Raw genomic sequence first — 19,847 nt, 5'->3', positions numbered from 1 at the left:
TTGTTATAGTTAGGAGAGTCTATGTATCGTGGTGATGTTGTTGAACTGCAAAAGATTGTGACCTATCCCTGTCTGACGATTACGCTCCCTACGCATCGCACCTCGCCCGACAACCGTCAGGATCCGATTCGCTTGAAGAATCTGGTGCGCGAGGCGAACGAGCGCTTGAAAGATGAGTTTGGCAAACGCGAAGTAGCCCAACTACTTGACAATCTTGAAGCCACTACAAATGATTTAGACCTTTCACGTACGCTTGATGGGCTGGCGATCTTTGTCAACGCCGAGACGAGCTACATCTATACAGTGCCCTTTGACCTGCCTGAGCGGGTGGTCGTAGACGAAACCTTCTTTACGCGGGATATGGTCTTTGCGATGAACCGCACCCCGCGATACTGGGTTGTCGTGTTGAGCGAGCAGCCAACCCGGCTCTTCGAAGCGACCCGTGAGGATCTAGCCGAAGTCAGGGTAGCTGGCTTTCCGCTGACTCACGGTGGCCCAGGGGGTGGCAGCGGGTTACCGAACGATCCAGCAATCAACAGTTCGCGTTTCCGCGATGAGCACCACCGGATCTTCTTCCGAAGCGTTGATGAAGCGCTGACCGAAGTCTTGAAGGAAGACCCTTTGCCCGTTGCCGTCGTTGGGGTTGACCGATGGGCCTCCTTCTTCAACGAGGTTACCAGTAACGCAAGCCAGATCGTGGCGACCGTACGGGGGAACCACGACACGACACCGGGGCACGAATTGGGCAAACTGGTCTGGCCCGAAGTCAAAGCAAGCCTGGCAGAGCGGCGCAACGGCGTGCTGGAAGAACTTGGCACAGCCGTGGGTGGGCAGCGGAGTGCCTCGACACTCGGTGAAGTGTGGCGCTTTGCGCGTGAAGGCCGTGGCGCAACCTTGGTTGTCGAAGAGAGCTATCACGAGTCGGCCATCCTCGACGAGACTGGCTTCCGGCTCTTGCCCGATACAGGCGAGAGTGGACCAAACCAGTTCGACGATGCTGTTGACGAGGCGATCACCATGGTGATGAGCATGGGTGGGCGGGTGGTCTTTGTGGAAGATGGCACCCTCGAACAGCACGGGCGGATCGCATTGATTCTGCGGTATTAGGTAGCTCTAAGGGCGAAAGCTCTAAGGGCGAAAGCTCGCAAACCCCCTGCTTCTTGCGCTGGAGCAAAGCCAGCTAAGATGGCTTTGCTCCAGCGCAAGAAGCTTCTGAGGGCTTCTTTCCCTCTTGATTCGGGAAAGCCCACTATTGCGCTGAGACAATGAAAGCGTTATCCTTAAAGAGAACTATTGCGTGACAAGACTGAGCATGGTGGTAAGACGAGTCAGGATAAGCGACTCCCTTCGCCAGAAGCATAGAAAGAAGCAAAATAATGCGTATGAGTTTTCGTATTGCACGTATTGCAGGCATTGATCTTAATCTTCATGTAACCTTTTTGCTGATGTTGCCGCTGGGGGCTTTGATCTGGGGCAATGGAAGTCTTTTTGGGGCGCTCTTTGGTGTATTGATGATGATCCTGCTCTTTAGCAGCGTGCTGCTGCACGAGCTTGGGCACGCCCTCACCGCACGTGCGCTCGGCATCCCGGTACGCGAAATTCAACTGCTACCAATCGGTGGTGTGGCCGTGCTCGGGCGGCCAGTGCAGCGCCCGGGGCACGAACTGTTGATCACCATCATGGGGCCAATCGTCAATCTCTTAATTGTCTTTGGCCTGCTCATCGTCGCAATCTTTAGCGGCCTGGCAACCAGGATGACCGCCGAGTCAATGGTCAACATGGTTGGGACACCCTCATTCGATGGGATGGTGCTCTGGCTAATCCAGGCAAACCTGCTGCTGGCGATTTTTAATATGATCCCGGCGTTCCCGCTCGACGGCGGGAGGGTGCTGCGTTCGGTTATGGCAATGTTGATGGATTACCGGCGGGCGACGCGCATCGCTGGGGCCATTGGGCAGGGTATCGCCATCTTGCTGGCCGTGGTCGGGGTTATGAGTGTCAACTTCTTGCTGATAGCGATCGCCGTCTTTATCTTCCTTGGCGCACGCCAGGAAGTGGTGGCAACCGATGTCATCGGGGTGCTCGATGATTTGAGCATTGCCGATGCGCTGAACCGTGAGCCTGCCAGTTTGCAGATCGGACAGCGGGTGAGTGATGCGGCGGCCCTGATGGATGAGACGCGCCAGCAGGCCCTGGTGGTCTTGCAAGGCGAGCGCGTGCTTGGCATTGTAGTGCGCGCCGATATTCAGGCTGCGATCGCAACTGGACGAGGCGAAATGTGGATCACGATGATCATGCGCCGCGAGATTGTCCGGGTTGCCTTTGGCGAGTCGCTGGAAGTCGCCCGCGCAACAATGGCCGAGCATAGCACCCCGGTGCTCGCCGCTTACGACGGCGAGGAATTTCGTGGTTTGCTGACGATTGACGATATTGCCACCGCGTATGCTGTACGCGACCGAGGTACACCACCGCAGGGGCCGTCGACGACACCGCGTACCACACCGTCGGCATAAGTAGGGGCGCAGCATTTGAGTAGGGGGGCGGGGCTTTGCCCTGCCCCCCTACTCAGGTGCTTCGCCTCCACGCCTCGACGTGCCCATCTCAGCGCACGCGGGACGATCTATGGGCCGAAGCACGCGCATGGCATGCAGGCCAGTTAATCCGGGGCTGGGGCGCACGTGCTTCGGCCTTACGGGGTGTCTGCGCTGGAGCGCTGTGGGCTGCTGCGTAGCAAGTATCGCGATGTCATTCTGCCGATGACTGTCCTGCGTCACCGTGATGCAATGCAGGAGGAGACAAATCAGGATGATGGCGAGGGAGACGTGTATTATAAATAGCGCCGTGCAAACCCAAGCGCAACATGCAGATTTACGTTACTAAGATGACAAGGTGATCAGGCTATGGGTCATTGCCTGGTATGCATCTGGTATCTGCACTGAAATTCAAGACAAGTAGGAAGTATTATGAACGACCAACATAGTATCGGCGGAAAAGCTTCCAAGGTTTGGAATAACACCTACACGCGTAGTCAAAATCTCTTTGATCGTCTCGTTCCGCCTCCGACTGTCCAGAAAAGGGTGAATCCTTATCTCGTGGCCTCTTTAGAACTGCTTGGGTTAATGGGCTTTCTAGGAATTGGCCGTATGGTTGCGGGAGATGTGCAGGGTGGTATTCGAGCAATGATTACGTGGTGGTTCATTTTCTTTGTGAATATTGTTTCTTTGATAATCCTAGTCGTAGTAAATATTTTTTTGATCATTCCAACGTTCGGCATGTCTTTTATTTTATCTATGTTTTTTGGTTTGCCTTTTGCAATTGTTTTTTGGTTAACACCAATCCGTTCGGCAATAAAACTGTTTCAAGATCTTTCATAAGCCTGTGCCCAACCAACATGCCGGTGGGTGCGGCAGTGATCCTGCTAGCGCCGATTGCGCCGCTCATTGGCGGATGTTGTTACGCGATCTCACCCAGGCAGCCTGCGCAAGGTGAAAGCCCTTAACCCTTCGGCAAAGCTGCGTGCGCCACCCTGGGCAGGGTGGCGTACGGCATGATGGGGCACCTCAAGCGCTATCAGCATCGCGGCGGCGACCCGCCCCATTGCGACCACCGGCACCCCTGGAAAGAGCGCAAGCATTTGCATCAGCAAGGGGCGACCTAGCGCCAGTTCGGCGGCCCGCGGCAAACGGTTGCTTTGATCATTGCCAGGGCGGTGTGGGTGAAGTGGGTAGGCATTCCAGCCCACGGCAGAGAGGCCGAGCGCGGCAAGCTCGCGGTAGACCAGGGTCGCAGTCTGTTCGGCACTGATGCGGCCGTCATCCGTCGCCAGGGCAAACCCTCGGGCAACACCAAATTGGCCTTCGTCGGCCAGCAAAATACGCTCGCTGGTAAAGGGAACCCCGGTGCGCCGCGCTCCGTGGTAGCCCGGTGCCTCGCCAACGATGATGAGATCGGGGCCGCGCTGCTGCGCCAGGTGCAACGCAAGCGCCAGGTTCGCCCGCCGGATCGCATTGCCAGGCGGATCGTCACCCGCATACATATTGATTGCGTCGGGCGGGGACGGGATGCTCGCCAGGGTCGTGATCAGCGTGGTGAGGGCAGGGTTGTGATGCATAGGTTTTCTTGTGGTATCCTGTTACACACGATGAAATCTCGCTTGTGTTAGCAAGGCAAGCCAGCGTTACGGGCTTTTGCTACCAGAAGCAAAGGAGCAACTCGATGAAGCGTTGGCTCGTGTGTCTTGGTGAGATCCTGGTTGACTTTTTGCCGCTTGAGCGGGATGGTACCATAACTGGCTTTAGCTTGCATCCTGGGGGCGGGCCGTTCAATGTAGCGGTCGGTTTGGCGCGGATGGGCGTACCGACGGCGTTTGTGAGCAAGGTTGGCAACGACTATTTTGGCCGACGCCTGCGCTCGCATGTACGTGACGAGGGCATCAACGATCGCTGGCTGGCGAGTGTTGATGCCCCAACAACCCTGGCGTTTGTGACGATTGAGGATGGCGAGCCGGCTTTTACGTTTTATGGTGATGCGGCAGCCGATACGTTGCTGACGCCCGAGGATATCACGCCCGAACTGGTCGAAGCGACGGCGCTGCTCCATTTTGGTGGGATCAGTCTCTTGCGCGGCACAACCCCCTCGGCGGCACTGGCGGCGGCGCAAGCGTTGCGCGGACGAGCTCTGGTTTCGCTTGATATCAATGTGCGCCCACGTCTGATCACTGATGACGCAAGCTACCGGGCTACGGTGGCAGAGGCAGTGGCGGCGTGCGATCTGCTCAAACTCAGTGCCGCCGACATTGCATGGCTCGCCCCAGATACCGATCCGCTCGTCTATGCCCGCGCACAGCTTGAGGCTGGCCCCTGTGTCGTTGCGTTGACCCGTGGCGGTGAAGGTGTGACCACCCTGCGACGACAGGGTGAGCGCGTTGAGCAACTCGATGTACCGGGGTTCAAGGTGCAGGTAGCCGACACCGTCGGAGCCGGCGACACCTTCAGCGCGGGGATCCTCGCTGCGCTGGCTGACGCCGAGGCACTGAGTCGCGAGGCCCTGACCGAGATGCCCAGCGCAAGCCTGGTTGAAGCATTGCGGCGTGGGGCCGCTGCCGCAGCGCTTGCCTGCTCACGCCCTGGTGCCAACCCACCAAACCGAGCCGAACTCGAGGCCTTCCTGGGTACATAAGACGGGTTGTTTGACGCAAAGGCGCAAAGGCGCAAAGTTGCTGACGTCGGGCATGCGACCGCTTGCAAGCGGTCTGAAAAGGGTGGTTGGGTGCCATTTGGGAGCGCGGGCGGCCCGCCCGCTGTTGTTCCGGAAGCGGTCGGGCCGCCCGCGCTCCCGGGAAGGTTGGAAAGGCAATGCATAGGGTATGGATCGCACAGGCTTGCAGGCACGTTTTGGCATTGCGGAACGGATCGAGTTTATTGATGAGCCAGGCGGGATGCTCACAGCCAGGCTGATGGCTGATAGAGGTACAGCAACAGTCGCGTTGTATGGAGGACAGGTGTTGACGTATCAGCCTGCTGGGGGGCCGCCCTTGCTGTGGGTTAGTCAGGCTGCGCGCAAGGCTGGCCGCGCCCCGGTGCATGGGGGCATCCCGCTTTGCTGGCCCTGGTTTGGGCCGCACCCCAGCGATCCGGGCAAACCACTGCATGGCTTTGTGCGTGAACGCTGGTGGCAGGTGAACGACAGTGGCCTCAATGACGAGAAGGTCTGGCTACAACTGTGCCTGAGTCACGACGAGACGACGCTGTCGTTCTGGCCGTATGCGTTTCGTTTAACACTAACGGTTACGGTTGGCAAGCACCTGGAGGTTGCCCTGAAGATCACCAACCTGGATGCCAAAGCTTTTGTCTGGAGTGGCGCGTTGCACACATATCTTCAGGTAGCCGATGTAACTCAGTGTGGCATCATAGGACTTGACGGCGTTCGCTACTTTGATAAACTCACGCACGAAACCCACACCCAGAGTGGGCCGGTCAACATTGGAGCAGAGATCGATCGGGTTTATCAAGGCACAACCGCAACGTGTTTGCTTGAAGATCCTGTGCAAGGGCACGCCATCAGGATCGCCAAACAAGGAAGTCATTCAACGGTTATCTGGAACCCGTGGCATGCAAAAGCGCAGCAGATTCCTGATTTTGCTGATGATGCATCCACTTCGATGGTCTGTATCGAAACAGCCAATGCGCTGGCTGCAACGATGATGCTGGCCCCAGACGAAAGTCATACGATGATGGCGGTCATTGATCGTCTAGAGAAGAAGTAAGATGGAATTCCCCGAAGTTTCCTGGCTCAACCTGCCAACTGGCCCCCTTGCTTACCGACGTGCCGGTACAGGCTCTCCCTTGCTGCTGATCCACGGATGGGGTGGATCGTCACGCTATTGGATGGGTGCATTTGCGACACTGGCCGAACAGCACGATCTGATTGCGCTTGATCTGGCAGGGTTTGGCGAGTCGCCGCCACCGAAAACGCCGGCGACGCTCGATACGATGACCGCCAGCGCGCTTGCGACCATTGATGCCCTGGGCCTCGGGCAGGTTACGGTGGTCGGGCATTCACTTGGGGCGGCGGTGGCCTTGCTGCTGGCGGCAGCACGGCCTGATCGGGTGAAACGGGCAATCCTGGCGAGCTTCGGGCTGCCGCGGAGTTCAGTCGAAGCAGGGCTGTTTGCGGGTTTGCACTCGCAACTTCGTACCAATGCAGCCCTCTGGTCACCCTGGCTGAGCTTTTGGGGTCCGTGGTTTACGATGATGCGCCCGTGGACGCAGATGGCGTGGATGACACCACCCTGGCCAATCATGCTGGCCTCGCAGGTGGTCTATCGCATGAACGAGATCCCGTATGCCGCGATGGCGATTGGCGTTGCTGACCTGATCGCGATGGATCCGCGGGTTGCGATGGAAGCAGCAAGCAGTTCGGGCGATCCGATTGTCATGGTTGCCGCCGAGCAGGTACGGGTACCAACGCTGGTTGTGAGTGGACGCGAAGATCCGCTCTTTCCACCAACAGCAGTGATGGCCCTCGCCAATACCCTACCTGATGCAGGGCTCGTCTTGCTCGACAACTGCGGCCACGTGCCAATGATCGAGGCTGCCGTCCCATTTTATACTTCAATTGGCGCGTTTCTCGCCTGAGAGCGCACATTTCGCATCGCCGCGAACCGTGCATTGGCATAGCCGACAGTCGCGAACAATCCCCGTGCGTATGATGATGAAAACGACCAGCAAAGCTGGTCGTTTTCGTCATCATACGCACTTTCATGGGAATGATCGCCTTGGTAATAGATTTGTACATCCTCTCACTATACTGAAAATATACCCAATACTGGAACAAAAAGAGGAGCACCTCTATGGCTATGCATGCGCACCGTTGGATCCTCATCATTATGGTTATCCTTGTGAGCACCGCCTGTGGCTCGACAACAAGCATGGCACCCACGAGCCCCCCTCAGCAGGCACCAATAAGCACCCCCGAGGATTCGCCCGCCGCCCTCGTGATCGACCTTCCTCTCGAACTGATCAATAATCCAACCGAGCGTGCCCAAACGGTTATCTTTGATATGCTCTCGGGTAATGTTGACGAGCCGGAACAATGGAACCCCTTTGCCCGCAGTGCGCGCCTCGATAAAGGGCTGCATCAGGCGATGATCGAGCCCCTCTTTATTCTCAACTACGAGAGTGGCGTGATCGAGCCATGGCTCGGCGAGCGTATGGATCCTAATCCAGAACAAGATGTCTGGACGTTGACACTGCGTAAAGGGGTACGCTGGAGCGATGGTGAGCCATTGACGTCCGAAGATGTCGTCTTTAGTATCAATCTTTTGCTCGAACATCCCGATCTCGAACTCGACTTCTTTGCGGGTCTGACCAACTGGATCGAATCAGTCGAAGCGGTCGACGAGCATACCGTGCGCTTCCAGTTGACCGCCCCCAATCCGCGCTTTCAGCTTGACTTCTTCTCGGTCAAAGTCTGGGGCAGCTTCAACCTCGTCCCCGAACACATCTGGCGCGATAAAGATCCGTACACTTTTACCAACTATGATCCCGCCCAGGGTTGGCCGGTCTTTACCGGGCCGTACGTGCTCGAGAGCTTTAACGAAAACACCTTCATCTATGTCCGTGATGACGACTGGTGGGGTGTCGAGGCGGGCTTCAAGTCATTACCAGCACCGAAACGGCTTATCTGGACGTCCGTTAATATGGAAGCAGACCTGGCTCAGGCTGTCGAACACCTCGATTCGCTTGGCAATGTCACCCTCGAAGAGTATCAGGCCATCGCTGCGCTCAAGCCCAAGCTCATCACCTGGCTCGATGGGGTGCCCTTCTCGTGGATCGACCCGTGCTCACGCACGCTCTCTTTTAATACGCTCCAACAACCCTGGGATCAGAAAGACCTGCGCTGGGCCGTCAACTATGCCCTTGATCGCCAGGAGATTGTCACCGACGCCTATGAGGGAACCACAATTGCGTCGCGCCACTTCTTTCCCGCCTATCCACCACTCGATCGTTATGTTCAACTCCTTGAGCAGGCTGGCCTCTATGAACAGTATCCTTTGCTGCAACACAATCCGCAGTTGGCGCGCCAGTTGATCGAGAGCCAGGGATGGAGCCTCGGGAGCGACGGGTATTATGAAAAAGACGGGAGCCAGCTGAGCCTGACTATTCACGTTCACGAAGCATCCACAACGATGCAACGTAGCGCCGAGTTGATCACCGCACGGCTCAAAGCAGTCGGGATCAACGCCTCCTCCAAAGCCCTCACCAATAGCGAATGGGTCTACCACAAGACCAATGGTGTCTTTGAGGCCATGATTGACTGGGATAGCTGTGGCTCGATCAATGAACCCTGGGCCGCGATGAATCGCTATCACGCTCGTTGGGCGCAACCCATTGGGACACCTGTCACCAACTACAATAACCAGGTACGCTGGAACAACCAGGCCTACAGCGACCTCGTTGACGAGATAGGCGCGTTACCACTCGGCGATGCCCGCGTCGAACCGCTCTTTGTTGAAGCCAGCTCCATCTGGCTCGATGAATTACCCTTCATTCCTCTGGTACAATATAGGCAACTGATCTCGTTTGATGAAACGTACTGGCAAAACTGGCCCAGTGCCTCCAATGCCTATATTCACCCACCTTCATGGTGGCAAAGTATGCAAGTGATTATTCATGAATTGCAACCTGTCAATGCAGAGACCAAGTAAATAGTTAATAGACGACGTGTGTGACAAGGCATGTGGGCTTCGACAAGCACAGCCCACATGCCTTGTCGGCCATATACTGAAAACCTTTGTGGACAGACTAGTAAGACCTGGCTTTTATGGATCGCGTTGCTGGCCGTTTCAAGCACCTGGCCAGCCGAGGCGCAAGACTTTTTTCTCGCTTGCGCCTTGGCACCATTCGGAATCGTTTACTGCTAGCTTCCATGCTATTGGTTTTACTTCCGATGTTCTTGATTGGCAGTAGTTCGGTGCTACTCGGGCTGCGTGGTGGGCAAACACAGGTTATCAATCAACTCGAGTCAGTTGCGACCCTCAAAGAAGAACAGATCGTTGCATGGATTCAGAGCCTACGCATCCATATGGGAGCGATCGTCTATCCCCATCAAGTGCCTCGCCTGATCGAACCATTGCTGACCAATGAACCGGGTTCGCCAGCCTATACCGAAGCATATAACGAACTACGGATCCAGTTTGATGGAGTTGTCGCATCAACGGGGTTGTTTGAAGAAGTTTTGCTCCTGAATCCTCAGGGTCGTGCCCTGGTGGCAACTGATCCCGCCAAAGAGGGCCAGGTTCACTCGCTCCAGGAATATTTCTGGCGGGGCATCGAGGGCACCTATGTGCAGTCCCTCTCGTCGGCGACCGCCCAGGGCTTGAGTAGCCCCGTCGTCGTTTCGCAGCCAGTCTATGATGCCGACGGGCGGGCCCGTGCCGTGCTGGTTGGACGCGCAAGTGCCCGCACGCTCAATGAGATCATGTTGCAGCGGGCTGGGCTGGGGGAGACCGGTGAAACCTATCTCGTCGGGCCGAATTACCTGTTGCTCACCGACTCACGCTTTGCCGACCGCCGCACCCAGATCTTGCGGCTGCATACACCGACGATGGAACAGGTGATCCGCGATCAGACTAATGGATCCGGGGTCTATGACAACTATCGCCAGCAACGCGTCATCGGGGTTTACCATTGGCTCCCTTCACTACAGTTTGTGCTCGTGGCCGAACAAGAAGAGCGCGAGGCTTTTCAGACGATCTACGCGACCCTGCAACTCACTATCGTGATTGCCCTGACAGCTATGCTGTTCGCGCTTATCTCGGCCCTCTTTGCCGCCCGAGGCATTGCCAAACCGCTGGCGAGCCTGGCTGATACGGCCACCCGCATTGCCGCCGGTGATTTGCAACTGATTGCTCATCCCCGCCGCAACGATGAGATAGGCGCGCTGACCGTGGCGTTTAACCGGATGACGGCGCGCCTGCGCGAGTTGATCGGCAATCTCGAAAGTCATGTGGCCGTCCTCGAACAGGCCGAGGCCGAAGTGCGTCGGGTGAATCAGCAACTCGCTCGCGATGTCAAGGAACAGGAGTTGCTCAATCGCCTCAGCAGCCGTTTACAGCAAAGCCAGAGCCTTGAAGAGGCCTATGCGGTTAGTATTCCCTTGTTGCAAGAGATCTTCGAAGGCAACACCGGTGCCTTCTATCATCATACGGGCAAGGCCGCGGTCTACCACCTCGTCGGCGCGTGGGGCAAGCAGGCTGGCACATATCCTGACCAGATCACCTCAGCGTGCCCGGCGATGCAAACCAACACCCGTTTTGTCTATCCCAACAATGAAGGTAAGGCCCAGGCCTGTGCTGATTGCCTGCCAATCGGTGGGCACCCGTTGCTCTGTGTGCAACTCCACGCCAACCGTGAGCCCTCGGGCCTGCTGTGTCTGCATGGAGAACCGGGTTCTGGCAACGCGGAAGAGCCACGTGAACTTTCACTCGCGATTCGTACAGCGGATCTGCTAGCCCTCGCCCTGGCAAATCTGCAACTGCGCGAAGACCTCCATGAGCAGGCGATCCGCGACCCACTCACCGGGCTCTTCAACCGGCGTTTTGTCAATGAAATCCTTGGCCCTAAATTGATTGAAGCGCAACGCCATCAGCGCACCCTGGGCATTATGCTGCTTGACATTGATTACTTTAAGCGTATCAACGACACCTTCGGGCATGATGCCGGCGATACAACGTTGCGCATTCTGGGGCGCTTTCTCAGCACGAGCTTACGTGGTGAAGACATCGCCTGTCGCTTTGGCGGCGAAGAGATGCTGCTGATCATGCCTGGCATGACCGAAGAAAATGCCCTCAGCCGTGCCAACAACCTGCGTGAAGCAATCAGTAACCTGGATCTAGTCCACGAGGGGCAACGTCTGCCTAACATTACCACCTCGATCGGCGTGTCTATCTTCCCCGATCATGGCCATAACCACGACGAACTCGTCACGGCAGCGGATCAGGCCCTCTACCGGGCCAAGAGTGAAGGGCGAAACCGCGTCTACCTCGCCCGGGCCAGAGAAGTCACAATATAAACCCGTAGGGGCACGGCAGCGCCGTGCCCCTACGACGACGTTGTGTCCATCTGTGCCTCATCAGGCCAGGGTTCTAGGTTGCCGGCCCGATCACGGGCACGTACCCGAAACGCAAAATGTTTGCCTTCATCGGGACCAAACCAGGCCGTTGTCACTGTCGTCTGCATGCGCCAATCAGTCCATCCGCCGCGGGGCAAGATCCGCACCTGGACATCGTAGCTCGCGATGCCACTCGCAGCGTCGGTTCCACCCCAGGTAATTTGATACCCATTGCCTTTGCGTTCGATCTGCTGGACACTGCTCACTGGCGGGGTGGTATCCAGACGTGGTGCCCAGGCAAGCGCATCAAAACGCACTGCGCGCCCATTCTCACCAGTGAGATCAGTCAAGGCAATCTGAGGCGCGACCCCGGTGACGCGGCCAAAGCTGTAGGTACCCAACGAGATCCAGGTTCCCGCCAGCGCCTGCTGGTTGATCGTGACACTGGTCACCGCATCATCGTGGGTCACCTGGTAACGCGCCGAGGTGGTCGCCGGGTTGCCACAGTTCGGCAGATACGCCAGCACCTCATAGCTCCCAGCCGAAGGCAAGGAGGGCGTCCATACCGCTGCTGCGGTCGAGCGGGTGGCATCAGACGTTGAAGCGACCCAGGCATGACTCCCATTCATACCACAACTGGCATTATTCCAACCATTGCCCTGCGCGCTATAGCCTACGGCCCCGTCGTCGACAACGATTGACCCTGCTTCGGCCTCAACGGGCGCGGGAGGCAGGCTGGTTGGCGAAGGCGGCGCAGGTGCCGAAGGAGGGGGAGGATTGATCGTAATCGCCGCACCAGGGCCAGGATCAGCCCCCAGCCAGAGGAAACTCACCTCGACCCAATCATTGCGTGTCATCAAGAGGTCGTCCCAGAAGGTCCCATCGGCAATATCGATCCCATTGGGGTTATTAATCCGACGGCCACGTTCATCGAGACCGCCATTATAGCCATCAAAAAAGGCCGCCTCGGCCATCGGGCGTCCAACCGGCAGATCGCGATAGCGGCGATCCGGGTTCCAATAATCGTCACGCGTATTCCACGGACCAACATCCCAGACAGGTGCCACCACACTACGGCCCTTATAGGTAACACGTACCCGATAGCGGTCGCTTCCTTTTGGTGAGAGCACCGCCCACGAAGGCAGGGCCACAAAGCGATCACGAGGCTGAATAATATGCCCATTGCCCGTCATCTGACCCACCAGGCCTTCGCGCGTGGCAAAGATACGATAGGTTGGGGCGAGGGCTGGTTGAGCCTGTTGCGACAGCGGGGCGGCCTCTACATGCGCAGCAACCAGGACAAGCAAGCCTAGCAGCACAACGCTCAACCGATTGCAGAGTCTGACAAGGGTCATAACGTGACCTCACGTGCGGCTGCGCTCACAAAAAGCTTGCCTGGGCTAGCGCAAGGGAAGTTTGTGGGGCCTACTGCCCCACAAACACCTCACTCCACCGTCAAATGATCGAGCGACGGCAACACGGCAATCCAGATCGGCCCGCCATTCAGGGTCAGTTCGGTTCCACCGGGGCCATAGATACGCAACGGCGCAAAGCCAGCGCCCTTGCGCCATGTCGCCTCGATCATGCGACCATCCAGAAAGACTCGAGCCGGGCCTTCGCCGATCACCTGTTGTTCAATGCGCTGCTTGGGATCGCCAGGAATAGGGCGCTCGGGCACTTCCAACACAACCACATTCTTAAAACGAAGTTGCTGCCCCGTCGCTCCATCAACATGCGGGCGATTCTGCCGAAAATAGAGATAGCTATTGCTGGTGCGGTCATACGTCCAGGCCACAAACGACTCACGGTACAGGAAATAGTAGCTGAGTTGTTGGGCCGCAGGCCGACGTGCCAGGGGCAAATCGGGCTTAATCAAAAAACCCAGTTCGCTCAGATCAACCTCGGCGAGCGCCTGCGCCTCAGCAAAGGCGGCGAGCTCGCGGGTAGAGGTGAAGAGATTATGCGGAGCCTGGCGATCACCCACGCGACGAAAATAGCGTTCAGCATCGACGCGGAGCGCGTCCATATCAAGCAATTCGACCGACGTGCGCGCCATCGTCAACGCATCGGGGGCACCGCCTGCGTGAACATAGACGGCATGCATCCCCTTGGCATACTCCACAAAATACGAGCGGGCACTGCGCACCGGGCCGATCGTAGGCAACTCGGGCGTAATGCCGGGCACAAACAGTGCCATATAGCGGGTAATACCAAACTCGGCGAGCGCCTCAAAGACCAGCGGGGTCTGATTGAGGCCAACCTGCGGATAAGCCATCGGATGGTTATCGAGCATCACCGCATACGGGCGTTCTGTCACACTCCCCCGGACAAGCGTTAGCGGCAACACAGGTGGCCTGGGCTTGATCCGATGGAGGGTGACGTCGTCTGGAAAAGCCGCCAGCGTGGGAGAGGCGGTCAAAAACAGGGCACACACAGACAAAAGGAGGAGTGTACGAACGAGGTATCGAGTCATGCTGTCATTTTCTCTCCGCGAACCTGGCGGGTATTCCATCCGACGGCATTATAGCACAGGCCCCGCGCTCACCGTCGCTTCAAGACATCCACCAGTTCTTCGAGCGAGAGCGCCGAAGGCACACGTGGCGGAGCCTTGGGAGTACCACAGAGCAACATCCGTTTCCCGGGATGCAAATACCAATCGGCATCAGCATCAACGCGCTTCAAATCACGGTAGACCACGCCAAGATCGACACAGGAACGATTCTGGGCGGCGACCCCCATATAGCCGTGACCATCGCGATAGGCATAGAGCACCGCGCCACAGCTATAGGCGAGCCGGCTTGAACCACCATCCTCGCTTGCCATCGCAATCCCAAGGCCCCACCGTGTCTGGAACTCAAGCCTGCGGTTAAACGCATGCTCAAGGCGCAAACTGCGCTGCTCATGCTCATACCATGCATCAAGATTAGGCAACATCGCCTGAGCAACGTGATAGGGGCGATTCGGGAAGAGCGCGTTGTAGCCAGCGATGAGATCGGTAATATTAAAGAAAATCGGCTGGCGATCACCATACGCTTGAGCGTTATCAATGCGGGTCACTTGATCAACAAGACGACGTAACGCCTCGTCATCAGGCGCAACTTCACGGCGCACCAGTTCAGCGGCACTCAGGGTAGGATCAGCGGCATCGTGGTGATCAAAACGACCGCTACCGGTATCAACGTGGATGATATATGGTTCAGCATCAACTGGCCGATCATCGAGGGTACGTCCGGCTGGAACAAACTCCAATTCAGCGTCAGCAGCATCACCAAAACGCATCAAAAGCCAGATCGCCACCAGACAATCGAGATCAGGGGCCAGGTGGCCGACGATAACAGGTATGTGGAGCAAACGCAAGGTTCTCTCATTCTAGGCCCATTCTAACCTTTGAGGCTTCAAGTATAACAGAGCCATGACATAAAAGTCAATCTTCATGGCATAAACTACAAGGTGCAATGTGACTACAATCGGTGACAATCAATTAACCTTCGCCCTCAACTGCGCCTTCAATATGGTCAAGGCGGCAGATGCGCCCAGCGGCATCAAGCTCAATGGCAATCAAATCGATCCGCCAGGGGCTATCAAGGGGCAACTGCAACTCGGTGAGATACGTATAGGCCAATTGCACGAGGCGCCGGGCCTTGGCGGGGCCAAGGGCATCTTCGGGCAACCAGGCCCCCACATGGCGGGTCTTGACTTCGACAAACAGCATCTGGTCGCCCTTACGAGCGACCAGATCAAGTTCACCAAGTGGGCACCGCCAGTTACGGCCTACAATGACATAGCCTGCACGTCGCAGGTGTGCAGCAGCAGCGGCTTCACCAAACCGCCCGAGATCATGATTAGCCAAAGGCATACTTACGCCAGACATCGTGGCGTTCGAGCTCACCGAGCAGCGCAAAAGCCATGTATTGGGGCTGACGAGGCGTACTCAACAACACCATATGCGCCTGTTCAGGTGTGCGACCACCTTTGCGATGGTTGCAATCACGGCAAGCCGTCACCACATTGTCCCAGGTAGTCACACCGCCCTGCGAACGTGGCAGCACATGATCCATCGTCAACTGTGTCCGCCCTGGTTGGGTTCCACAATACTGACACGTCTCACGATCACGCGCAAAGACACCCCGACGCGAGCAGGGCAACTTGAGCTTGCGCGGGATGCGAATATACCGTACGAGACGAATTACCAGAGGCACATCAAAACTGATCGCTCTGGCGCGAAGTTGAGCCTCCGCAGCCTCAACGAGTTCAGCTTTTTCCTGGAGGAGCAAGACAACGGCACGACGAACCGAGATGAGTTGCAGTGGCTCGTAGCTCGCATTAAGGACGAGAACACGCTGGCCCAAGGCGCCCACCCCCTTCAAGAACCATTTGTCGCTGAAACAAAAGCTCTTCGCACGGGGGTTATGCATGGTGCCCCGGCTAGAGCGTTTGATCCCAGGTCTGACAGCGCGTCGAGACAGACTGGATAGCTTGCAGTGCCACACCGATGCCGGGGCCACGACGGTACGCGGCACGATCAGCCCGGTCTGGCTGTATCATCACCGCCCCTCGGTTAGCGCCGCACCGACGCCGGACATATGCTCGCGATCCGTTGTTCATCACCTGACAGACCTTTGCTACCCTTGCCCTGCTATAGCAGGACTATGCCATATTTGCCTACATCTTAACAGTAGCATACCTCCCGGCTGCTTGTCAAACCGTGCGTCCCCCCTCCCCAAAGATCTGTTCAGGTGGTTTTGGGCGGCTTTGCCGCTCAAAACCACCTGAACAGATCTCATGATCCCCCAATGGCTTCACGCAGAATCAGGCCATCGATCAGGCGTTCAACGGGGGCAAGATCATCGGTAAAGGGCGTAAAACGCGCCTGGGTCGGGGTAAACGGGCGCACAGGGCCAAAACGACCTTCATTGAGCGACCAGTACATCACGAGTTGCAAAGCCTGATACTGCGTCTCCGTTTCAGCGAGCGTCGCGATAGCATCGGCATTGCGCCTAAAGTTCGTCACGCCATCACCGGCTGGCGTATTGACACCAATCAGGATCGCATTGGCAAAACGCGTATCAATGACATAGACCTCGGGGAAAACGGCGAGCATCGTCGAGCCAAGAGCATTGACGAGACGATCGTCACCACTAGCTGGCCGACCGGCATTGACGACGGCAACGCCCTGGGGGTTGAGGCGCTCCTTCACTTCAGTAAAAAACTCAACCGTGGTGAGGTGAAAGGGGATATAGGGTTGATGATAGGCATCCATACCAATCACATCATACTGTTGATCAGTCGTGGCAAGCCAGTAACGTGCATCAGCGACATATGTCGTATAGAAAGGGAAGGCCGGATCGCGATCCTCCAGATCAAAATAGCGACGGCCCAACTCGACAATCCGCCCATCAATTTCAACGGCATCAATGCGCGTCTGCGGCCCATAGATCGCAAGGAACTGCTTGGGAATGCTCCCAGCCGCCGAGCCAAGCATAGCAAAGCTTTGGACGTGCTGCGGATCCTTATCGGCATAGACAAACGGCGCGACCGTAAAATAATCCCACGGGCCACCATCGGTCAACAGATCAAGCGGATTTCCCGTCTCGCGGTAGCGGAGCCGATAGATCGAGTGCAAAGCCTGACCCTCATTGAGCATCAGAACACGGCGGGGATCAACCCGGCCACCCTGGTAGATCACCTCTTGTTCGGCCACCTGAATATAGTTATAGTTCGACTCACGCTCTGCAAGCAGGCGACAACCCCCACAATCAGCACGCTTGAGGTTGCCCGCATTGAACGTATGCAACCCAAAGAGCGCCGCAACAACCGCAAGCATAATCCCAACGCGCCAATCACGCAGCCCAACGAAGGCCAGCACGATCAGAAAGGCCGCAAAGAGAAACAGGGTCGCACTGGCACCAATCAGGGGCATCAGGAGGAGTACCGTCAGAAACGTACCGACAATCGAACCAACGGTCGAGAGTGCCGAAATAGTCCCTGCCGTGCGGCCTGCTTCTTCCACCCCACGGCCAGCCTCACGCAGGCGCAGACGTACCGCAAACGGCCCCACGGTCGCCATCAGAATCACCGGGGCGGCAAAGAGCAACAAGACAACAAGCAGCGCCCCAAGAAACCCGCCTGCGGCGACCGTACGCAGCGCCCCCTGGGCAAAGAGGAGCACGGGCCGGGCAACGAGCGGAATAACCGCACAGAGCAAACCGGCCCAGGCAATGAACCAGTAGAGCAAACGTTCATCGGGGTAACGATCAGCGAGCCGCCCGCCAAGCCAATAGCCTACCGCGAGATAGGCGAGCGTCATCCCGATCACCACAGCCCAGATCGGTTGCGACGTCCCAAAAAAGGGCGCAAGCAACCGTGGCATCACCATCTCGATCCCCAGCGTCCCAACGCCAGCCAGAAAGACAACCACGAGTAAAAAACGATCACGACGCGCCATTTAGATTGCTCGCAGAATGAGACTCTGGAGCAACTGAAGCAAAAGCAGCGCCACCAGAGGTGAGAGATCAATCATACCCATTGTCGGCAAAACACTACGAATCGGCGCCAGAATTGGCTCGGTCAACTCACGTAGGATCTGCGTCACACGCATATTGCCCATCGGATCAATCCACGAGATGATGACTCGTCCAAGAATGGCAAACAACAAAACTTGAAAGAGCAAGTTGATAAAGGTCACAAAAAAGCCGGACATACACACTACCTTTCAGCAAAGATTTTTTACTTCCAAACACCGAACCAACAGAGCACACCAGCCTCAGCCCTTGTCATCCGCGTCCTCATCGTGTTCGAGGCGGACACGCACCGCCGCAGCGTGGGCATACAACCCTTCGGCCTCGGCCAGGCGCTGCGCTGCGGGGCCAATACGGGCAAGCCCGGTTGCATTGAGCCCAACCAACGAGATCACCTTGCGAAAATCATCAACATTCACGGGCGATGCATACCGCGCTGTTCCCTCGGTGGGCATAATATGTGAAGGCCCGGCGCAATAATCGCCAAGCACCTCAAAGGATTGTTCGCCAAGAAAGATGCCCCCGGCATTGCGCACCATCCCAACATACGGCCACGTCTCTTCGAGCAGCAAACAGAGATGTTCCGGACCATACTCATTGGACAGAGCAAACGCCATTTCAAGATCGCGTACCAGCACAATCGCACCACGCTGGCTCACAGCTTCAGCCGCCGCCGTTGCATTTGGCTCAGGCAGCAATTTCAACTGCCGTTCAAGTTCGGTCTGCACCGCCACTGCGAGTTCGGGTGACGGCGTAAGCAAGATCGCGCTTGCCTCGACATGTTCAGCCTGGGCAAGCAGATCGGCAGCCACATACCGCGGATTCGCCGACAGATCGGCAATCACCAGGGTCTCAGTTGGTCCTGGCAGACTCTCGATCCCTACCGCCCCATAGACCAGACGCTTGGCCTGGATGACAAAACGATTCCCGGGGCCAGCAATTTTATCGACGCGCGGAATACTTTCGGTACCATAGGCCATCGCCGCGATCGCCTGGGCTCCACCGACCGCAAAGACCTGATCAACCCCCACGAGATGCGCCGCAGCGAGCACAAGCGTCGAGGGCTTCCCCGTCGCCGCCTGGGGGGGCGAACAGACGACAATCTGTTCAACGCCAGCCACTTGAGCAGGCACGGCCGCATGGATCAACGACGACGGCAAGGGAGCCGCCCCACCCGGGGCATAGACCCCAACCCGCTGAAGAGGAACCACCAGTTGACCGCGCACCCCTTCGACGCTGAAATCGATCCAGGAGTTGCGGGCCTGACGCTCATGAAAACGACGAATTTCCGTGACCGACAGTTGGAGGGCAGCCCGTAAATCGGGGGGCAAGGTTTCAGCGGCAGCAGCCCACTGCGCACGGGGCACCTCGATCGACACGGGGGCAACACCATCAAAACGCTCACTCAGGATACGTAGCGCCGCATCACCACCCGCACGAACTTCAGCCACAATGGCGGCCACCGCTTGTGCTGTCGTCTGATCCTCATCAAGCGGTGCACGATAGAGCACACTCTTGCGAGCAACAGCAGGATCAACAATGATCGGAATGGTCGTCATCGTTCTACCTTTCCACGCAACTCCAGCCTGACACAAAGGGGCTTGCTTGCTGCTTCTATTATACAGCTTTTGCTCGCAAAGCCGCTGACCGGCACCGAAGCCCACCAGGGCTGATGCAAAGTCAGGCCCGGAACAAGAGGCGGTCGATGGCGGCCGC

Annotated in this window: 17 protein-coding genes; 8 read left to right on the top strand and 9 right to left on the bottom strand. The window is 57.2% G+C overall.

Going from position 1 to position 19,847, the window contains the following annotated elements; translation table 11 throughout:
* The first annotated feature begins 21 nt into the window (after positions 1-21).
* The 3 genes from EYB53_RS07500 to EYB53_RS07490 all read left to right on the top strand — a co-directional run bounded on the left by EYB53_RS07500 (position 22) and on the right by EYB53_RS07490 (position 3,374).
* Positions 22-1,107 (top strand): AOC03_06830 family ribosome hibernation factor, encoded by a 1,086-nt coding sequence (locus EYB53_RS07500; protein WP_135477591.1) that lies wholly within the window; start codon positions 22-24, stop codon positions 1,105-1,107.
* A 275-nt stretch (positions 1,108-1,382) separates the two neighbouring features.
* Positions 1,383-2,513 (top strand): site-2 protease family protein, encoded by a 1,131-nt coding sequence (locus EYB53_RS07495; RefSeq protein ID WP_167857303.1) that lies wholly within the window; start codon positions 1,383-1,385, stop codon positions 2,511-2,513.
* A gap of 450 nt (positions 2,514-2,963) precedes the next feature.
* A complete protein-coding gene (locus EYB53_RS07490) occupies positions 2,964-3,374 on the top strand; it encodes a hypothetical protein (RefSeq protein WP_135477589.1) in 411 nt (136 codons plus the stop codon).
* Between the two features lie 89 nt (positions 3,375-3,463).
* Here the strand turns inward: EYB53_RS07490 and EYB53_RS07485 are convergent, their stop codons facing one another.
* The gene (locus EYB53_RS07485; protein ID WP_135477588.1) at positions 3,464-4,111 is read right to left on the bottom strand and encodes a uracil-DNA glycosylase; all 648 of its coding nucleotides are present in this window, start codon (positions 4,109-4,111) and stop codon (positions 3,464-3,466) included.
* 104 nt (positions 4,112-4,215) lie between these two features.
* Between EYB53_RS07485 and EYB53_RS07480 the strand changes: the two genes are divergently transcribed.
* The 5 genes from EYB53_RS07480 (at position 4,216) to EYB53_RS07460 (ending at position 11,574) form a co-directional block, all read left to right on the top strand.
* Positions 4,216-5,178, top strand: a complete 963-nt coding sequence (locus tag EYB53_RS07480; RefSeq protein WP_135477587.1) for a carbohydrate kinase family protein — start codon at positions 4,216-4,218, stop codon at positions 5,176-5,178.
* 187 nt (positions 5,179-5,365) lie between these two features.
* Positions 5,366-6,265 carry a D-hexose-6-phosphate mutarotase gene (locus EYB53_RS07475; protein ID WP_135477586.1) on the top strand — a complete coding sequence of 300 codons (900 nt, stop codon included), beginning with the start codon at positions 5,366-5,368 and terminating at the stop codon, positions 6,263-6,265.
* A gap of 1 nt (position 6,266) precedes the next feature.
* Positions 6,267-7,136, top strand: a complete 870-nt coding sequence (locus tag EYB53_RS07470) for an alpha/beta fold hydrolase (protein WP_135477585.1) — start codon at positions 6,267-6,269, stop codon at positions 7,134-7,136.
* 215 nt (positions 7,137-7,351) lie between these two features.
* Entirely contained in the window at positions 7,352-9,208 is a 1,857-nt protein-coding gene (locus tag EYB53_RS07465; RefSeq protein ID WP_135477584.1) for an ABC transporter substrate-binding protein, read from the top strand.
* 242 nt (positions 9,209-9,450) lie between these two features.
* Positions 9,451-11,574: a sensor domain-containing diguanylate cyclase gene (locus EYB53_RS07460; RefSeq protein ID WP_209949594.1), complete on the top strand. Its 2,124-nt coding sequence runs from the start codon at positions 9,451-9,453 to the stop codon at positions 11,572-11,574.
* A gap of 29 nt (positions 11,575-11,603) precedes the next feature.
* On the opposite strand, the gene EYB53_RS07455 is transcribed toward EYB53_RS07460, so the two are convergent.
* The 8 genes from EYB53_RS07455 to hisD all read right to left on the bottom strand — a co-directional run bounded on the left by EYB53_RS07455 (position 11,604) and on the right by hisD (position 19,690).
* Positions 11,604-12,968, bottom strand: a complete 1,365-nt coding sequence (locus EYB53_RS07455) for a DUF8814 domain-containing protein (RefSeq protein WP_135477582.1) — start codon at positions 12,966-12,968, stop codon at positions 11,604-11,606.
* Between the two features lie 89 nt (positions 12,969-13,057).
* Positions 13,058-14,086: a DUF3048 domain-containing protein gene (locus tag EYB53_RS07450; protein WP_254150952.1), complete on the bottom strand. Its 1,029-nt coding sequence runs from the start codon at positions 14,084-14,086 to the stop codon at positions 13,058-13,060.
* Positions 14,087-14,154: 68 nt separating this feature from the next.
* Positions 14,155-14,970 carry a hypothetical protein gene (locus EYB53_RS07445; protein ID WP_254150951.1) on the bottom strand — a complete coding sequence of 272 codons (816 nt, stop codon included), beginning with the start codon at positions 14,968-14,970 and terminating at the stop codon, positions 14,155-14,157.
* A 124-nt stretch (positions 14,971-15,094) separates the two neighbouring features.
* Positions 15,095-15,469 carry a YraN family protein gene (locus tag EYB53_RS07440; RefSeq protein WP_135477580.1) on the bottom strand — a complete coding sequence of 125 codons (375 nt, stop codon included), beginning with the start codon at positions 15,467-15,469 and terminating at the stop codon, positions 15,095-15,097.
* Positions 15,456-15,971, bottom strand: coding sequence for an HNH endonuclease (locus EYB53_RS07435; RefSeq protein WP_503827058.1), 516 nt, complete (start codon positions 15,969-15,971; stop codon positions 15,456-15,458). Before EYB53_RS07435 ends, EYB53_RS07440 begins: the two co-directional genes overlap by 14 nt.
* A 422-nt stretch (positions 15,972-16,393) precedes the next feature.
* The gene (locus EYB53_RS07430) at positions 16,394-18,058 is read right to left on the bottom strand and encodes a spermidine synthase (protein WP_135477578.1); all 1,665 of its coding nucleotides are present in this window, start codon (positions 18,056-18,058) and stop codon (positions 16,394-16,396) included.
* Positions 18,059-18,313 carry a YggT family protein gene (locus EYB53_RS07425; protein WP_135477577.1) on the bottom strand — a complete coding sequence of 85 codons (255 nt, stop codon included), beginning with the start codon at positions 18,311-18,313 and terminating at the stop codon, positions 18,059-18,061.
* 63 nt (positions 18,314-18,376) lie between these two features.
* Positions 18,377-19,690, bottom strand: coding sequence for a histidinol dehydrogenase (gene hisD / locus EYB53_RS07420; protein WP_135477576.1), 1,314 nt, complete (start codon positions 19,688-19,690; stop codon positions 18,377-18,379).
* Between the last annotated feature and the right edge of the window lie 157 nt (positions 19,691-19,847).

It is taken from the genome of Candidatus Chloroploca mongolica, assembly GCF_004762035.2.
Lineage (GTDB): Bacteria > Chloroflexota > Chloroflexia > Chloroflexales > Chloroflexaceae > Chloroploca > Chloroploca mongolica.
Note: the sequence above shows the minus strand (reverse complement) of the source record. Positions and strands in the feature narration are given on the sequence as shown.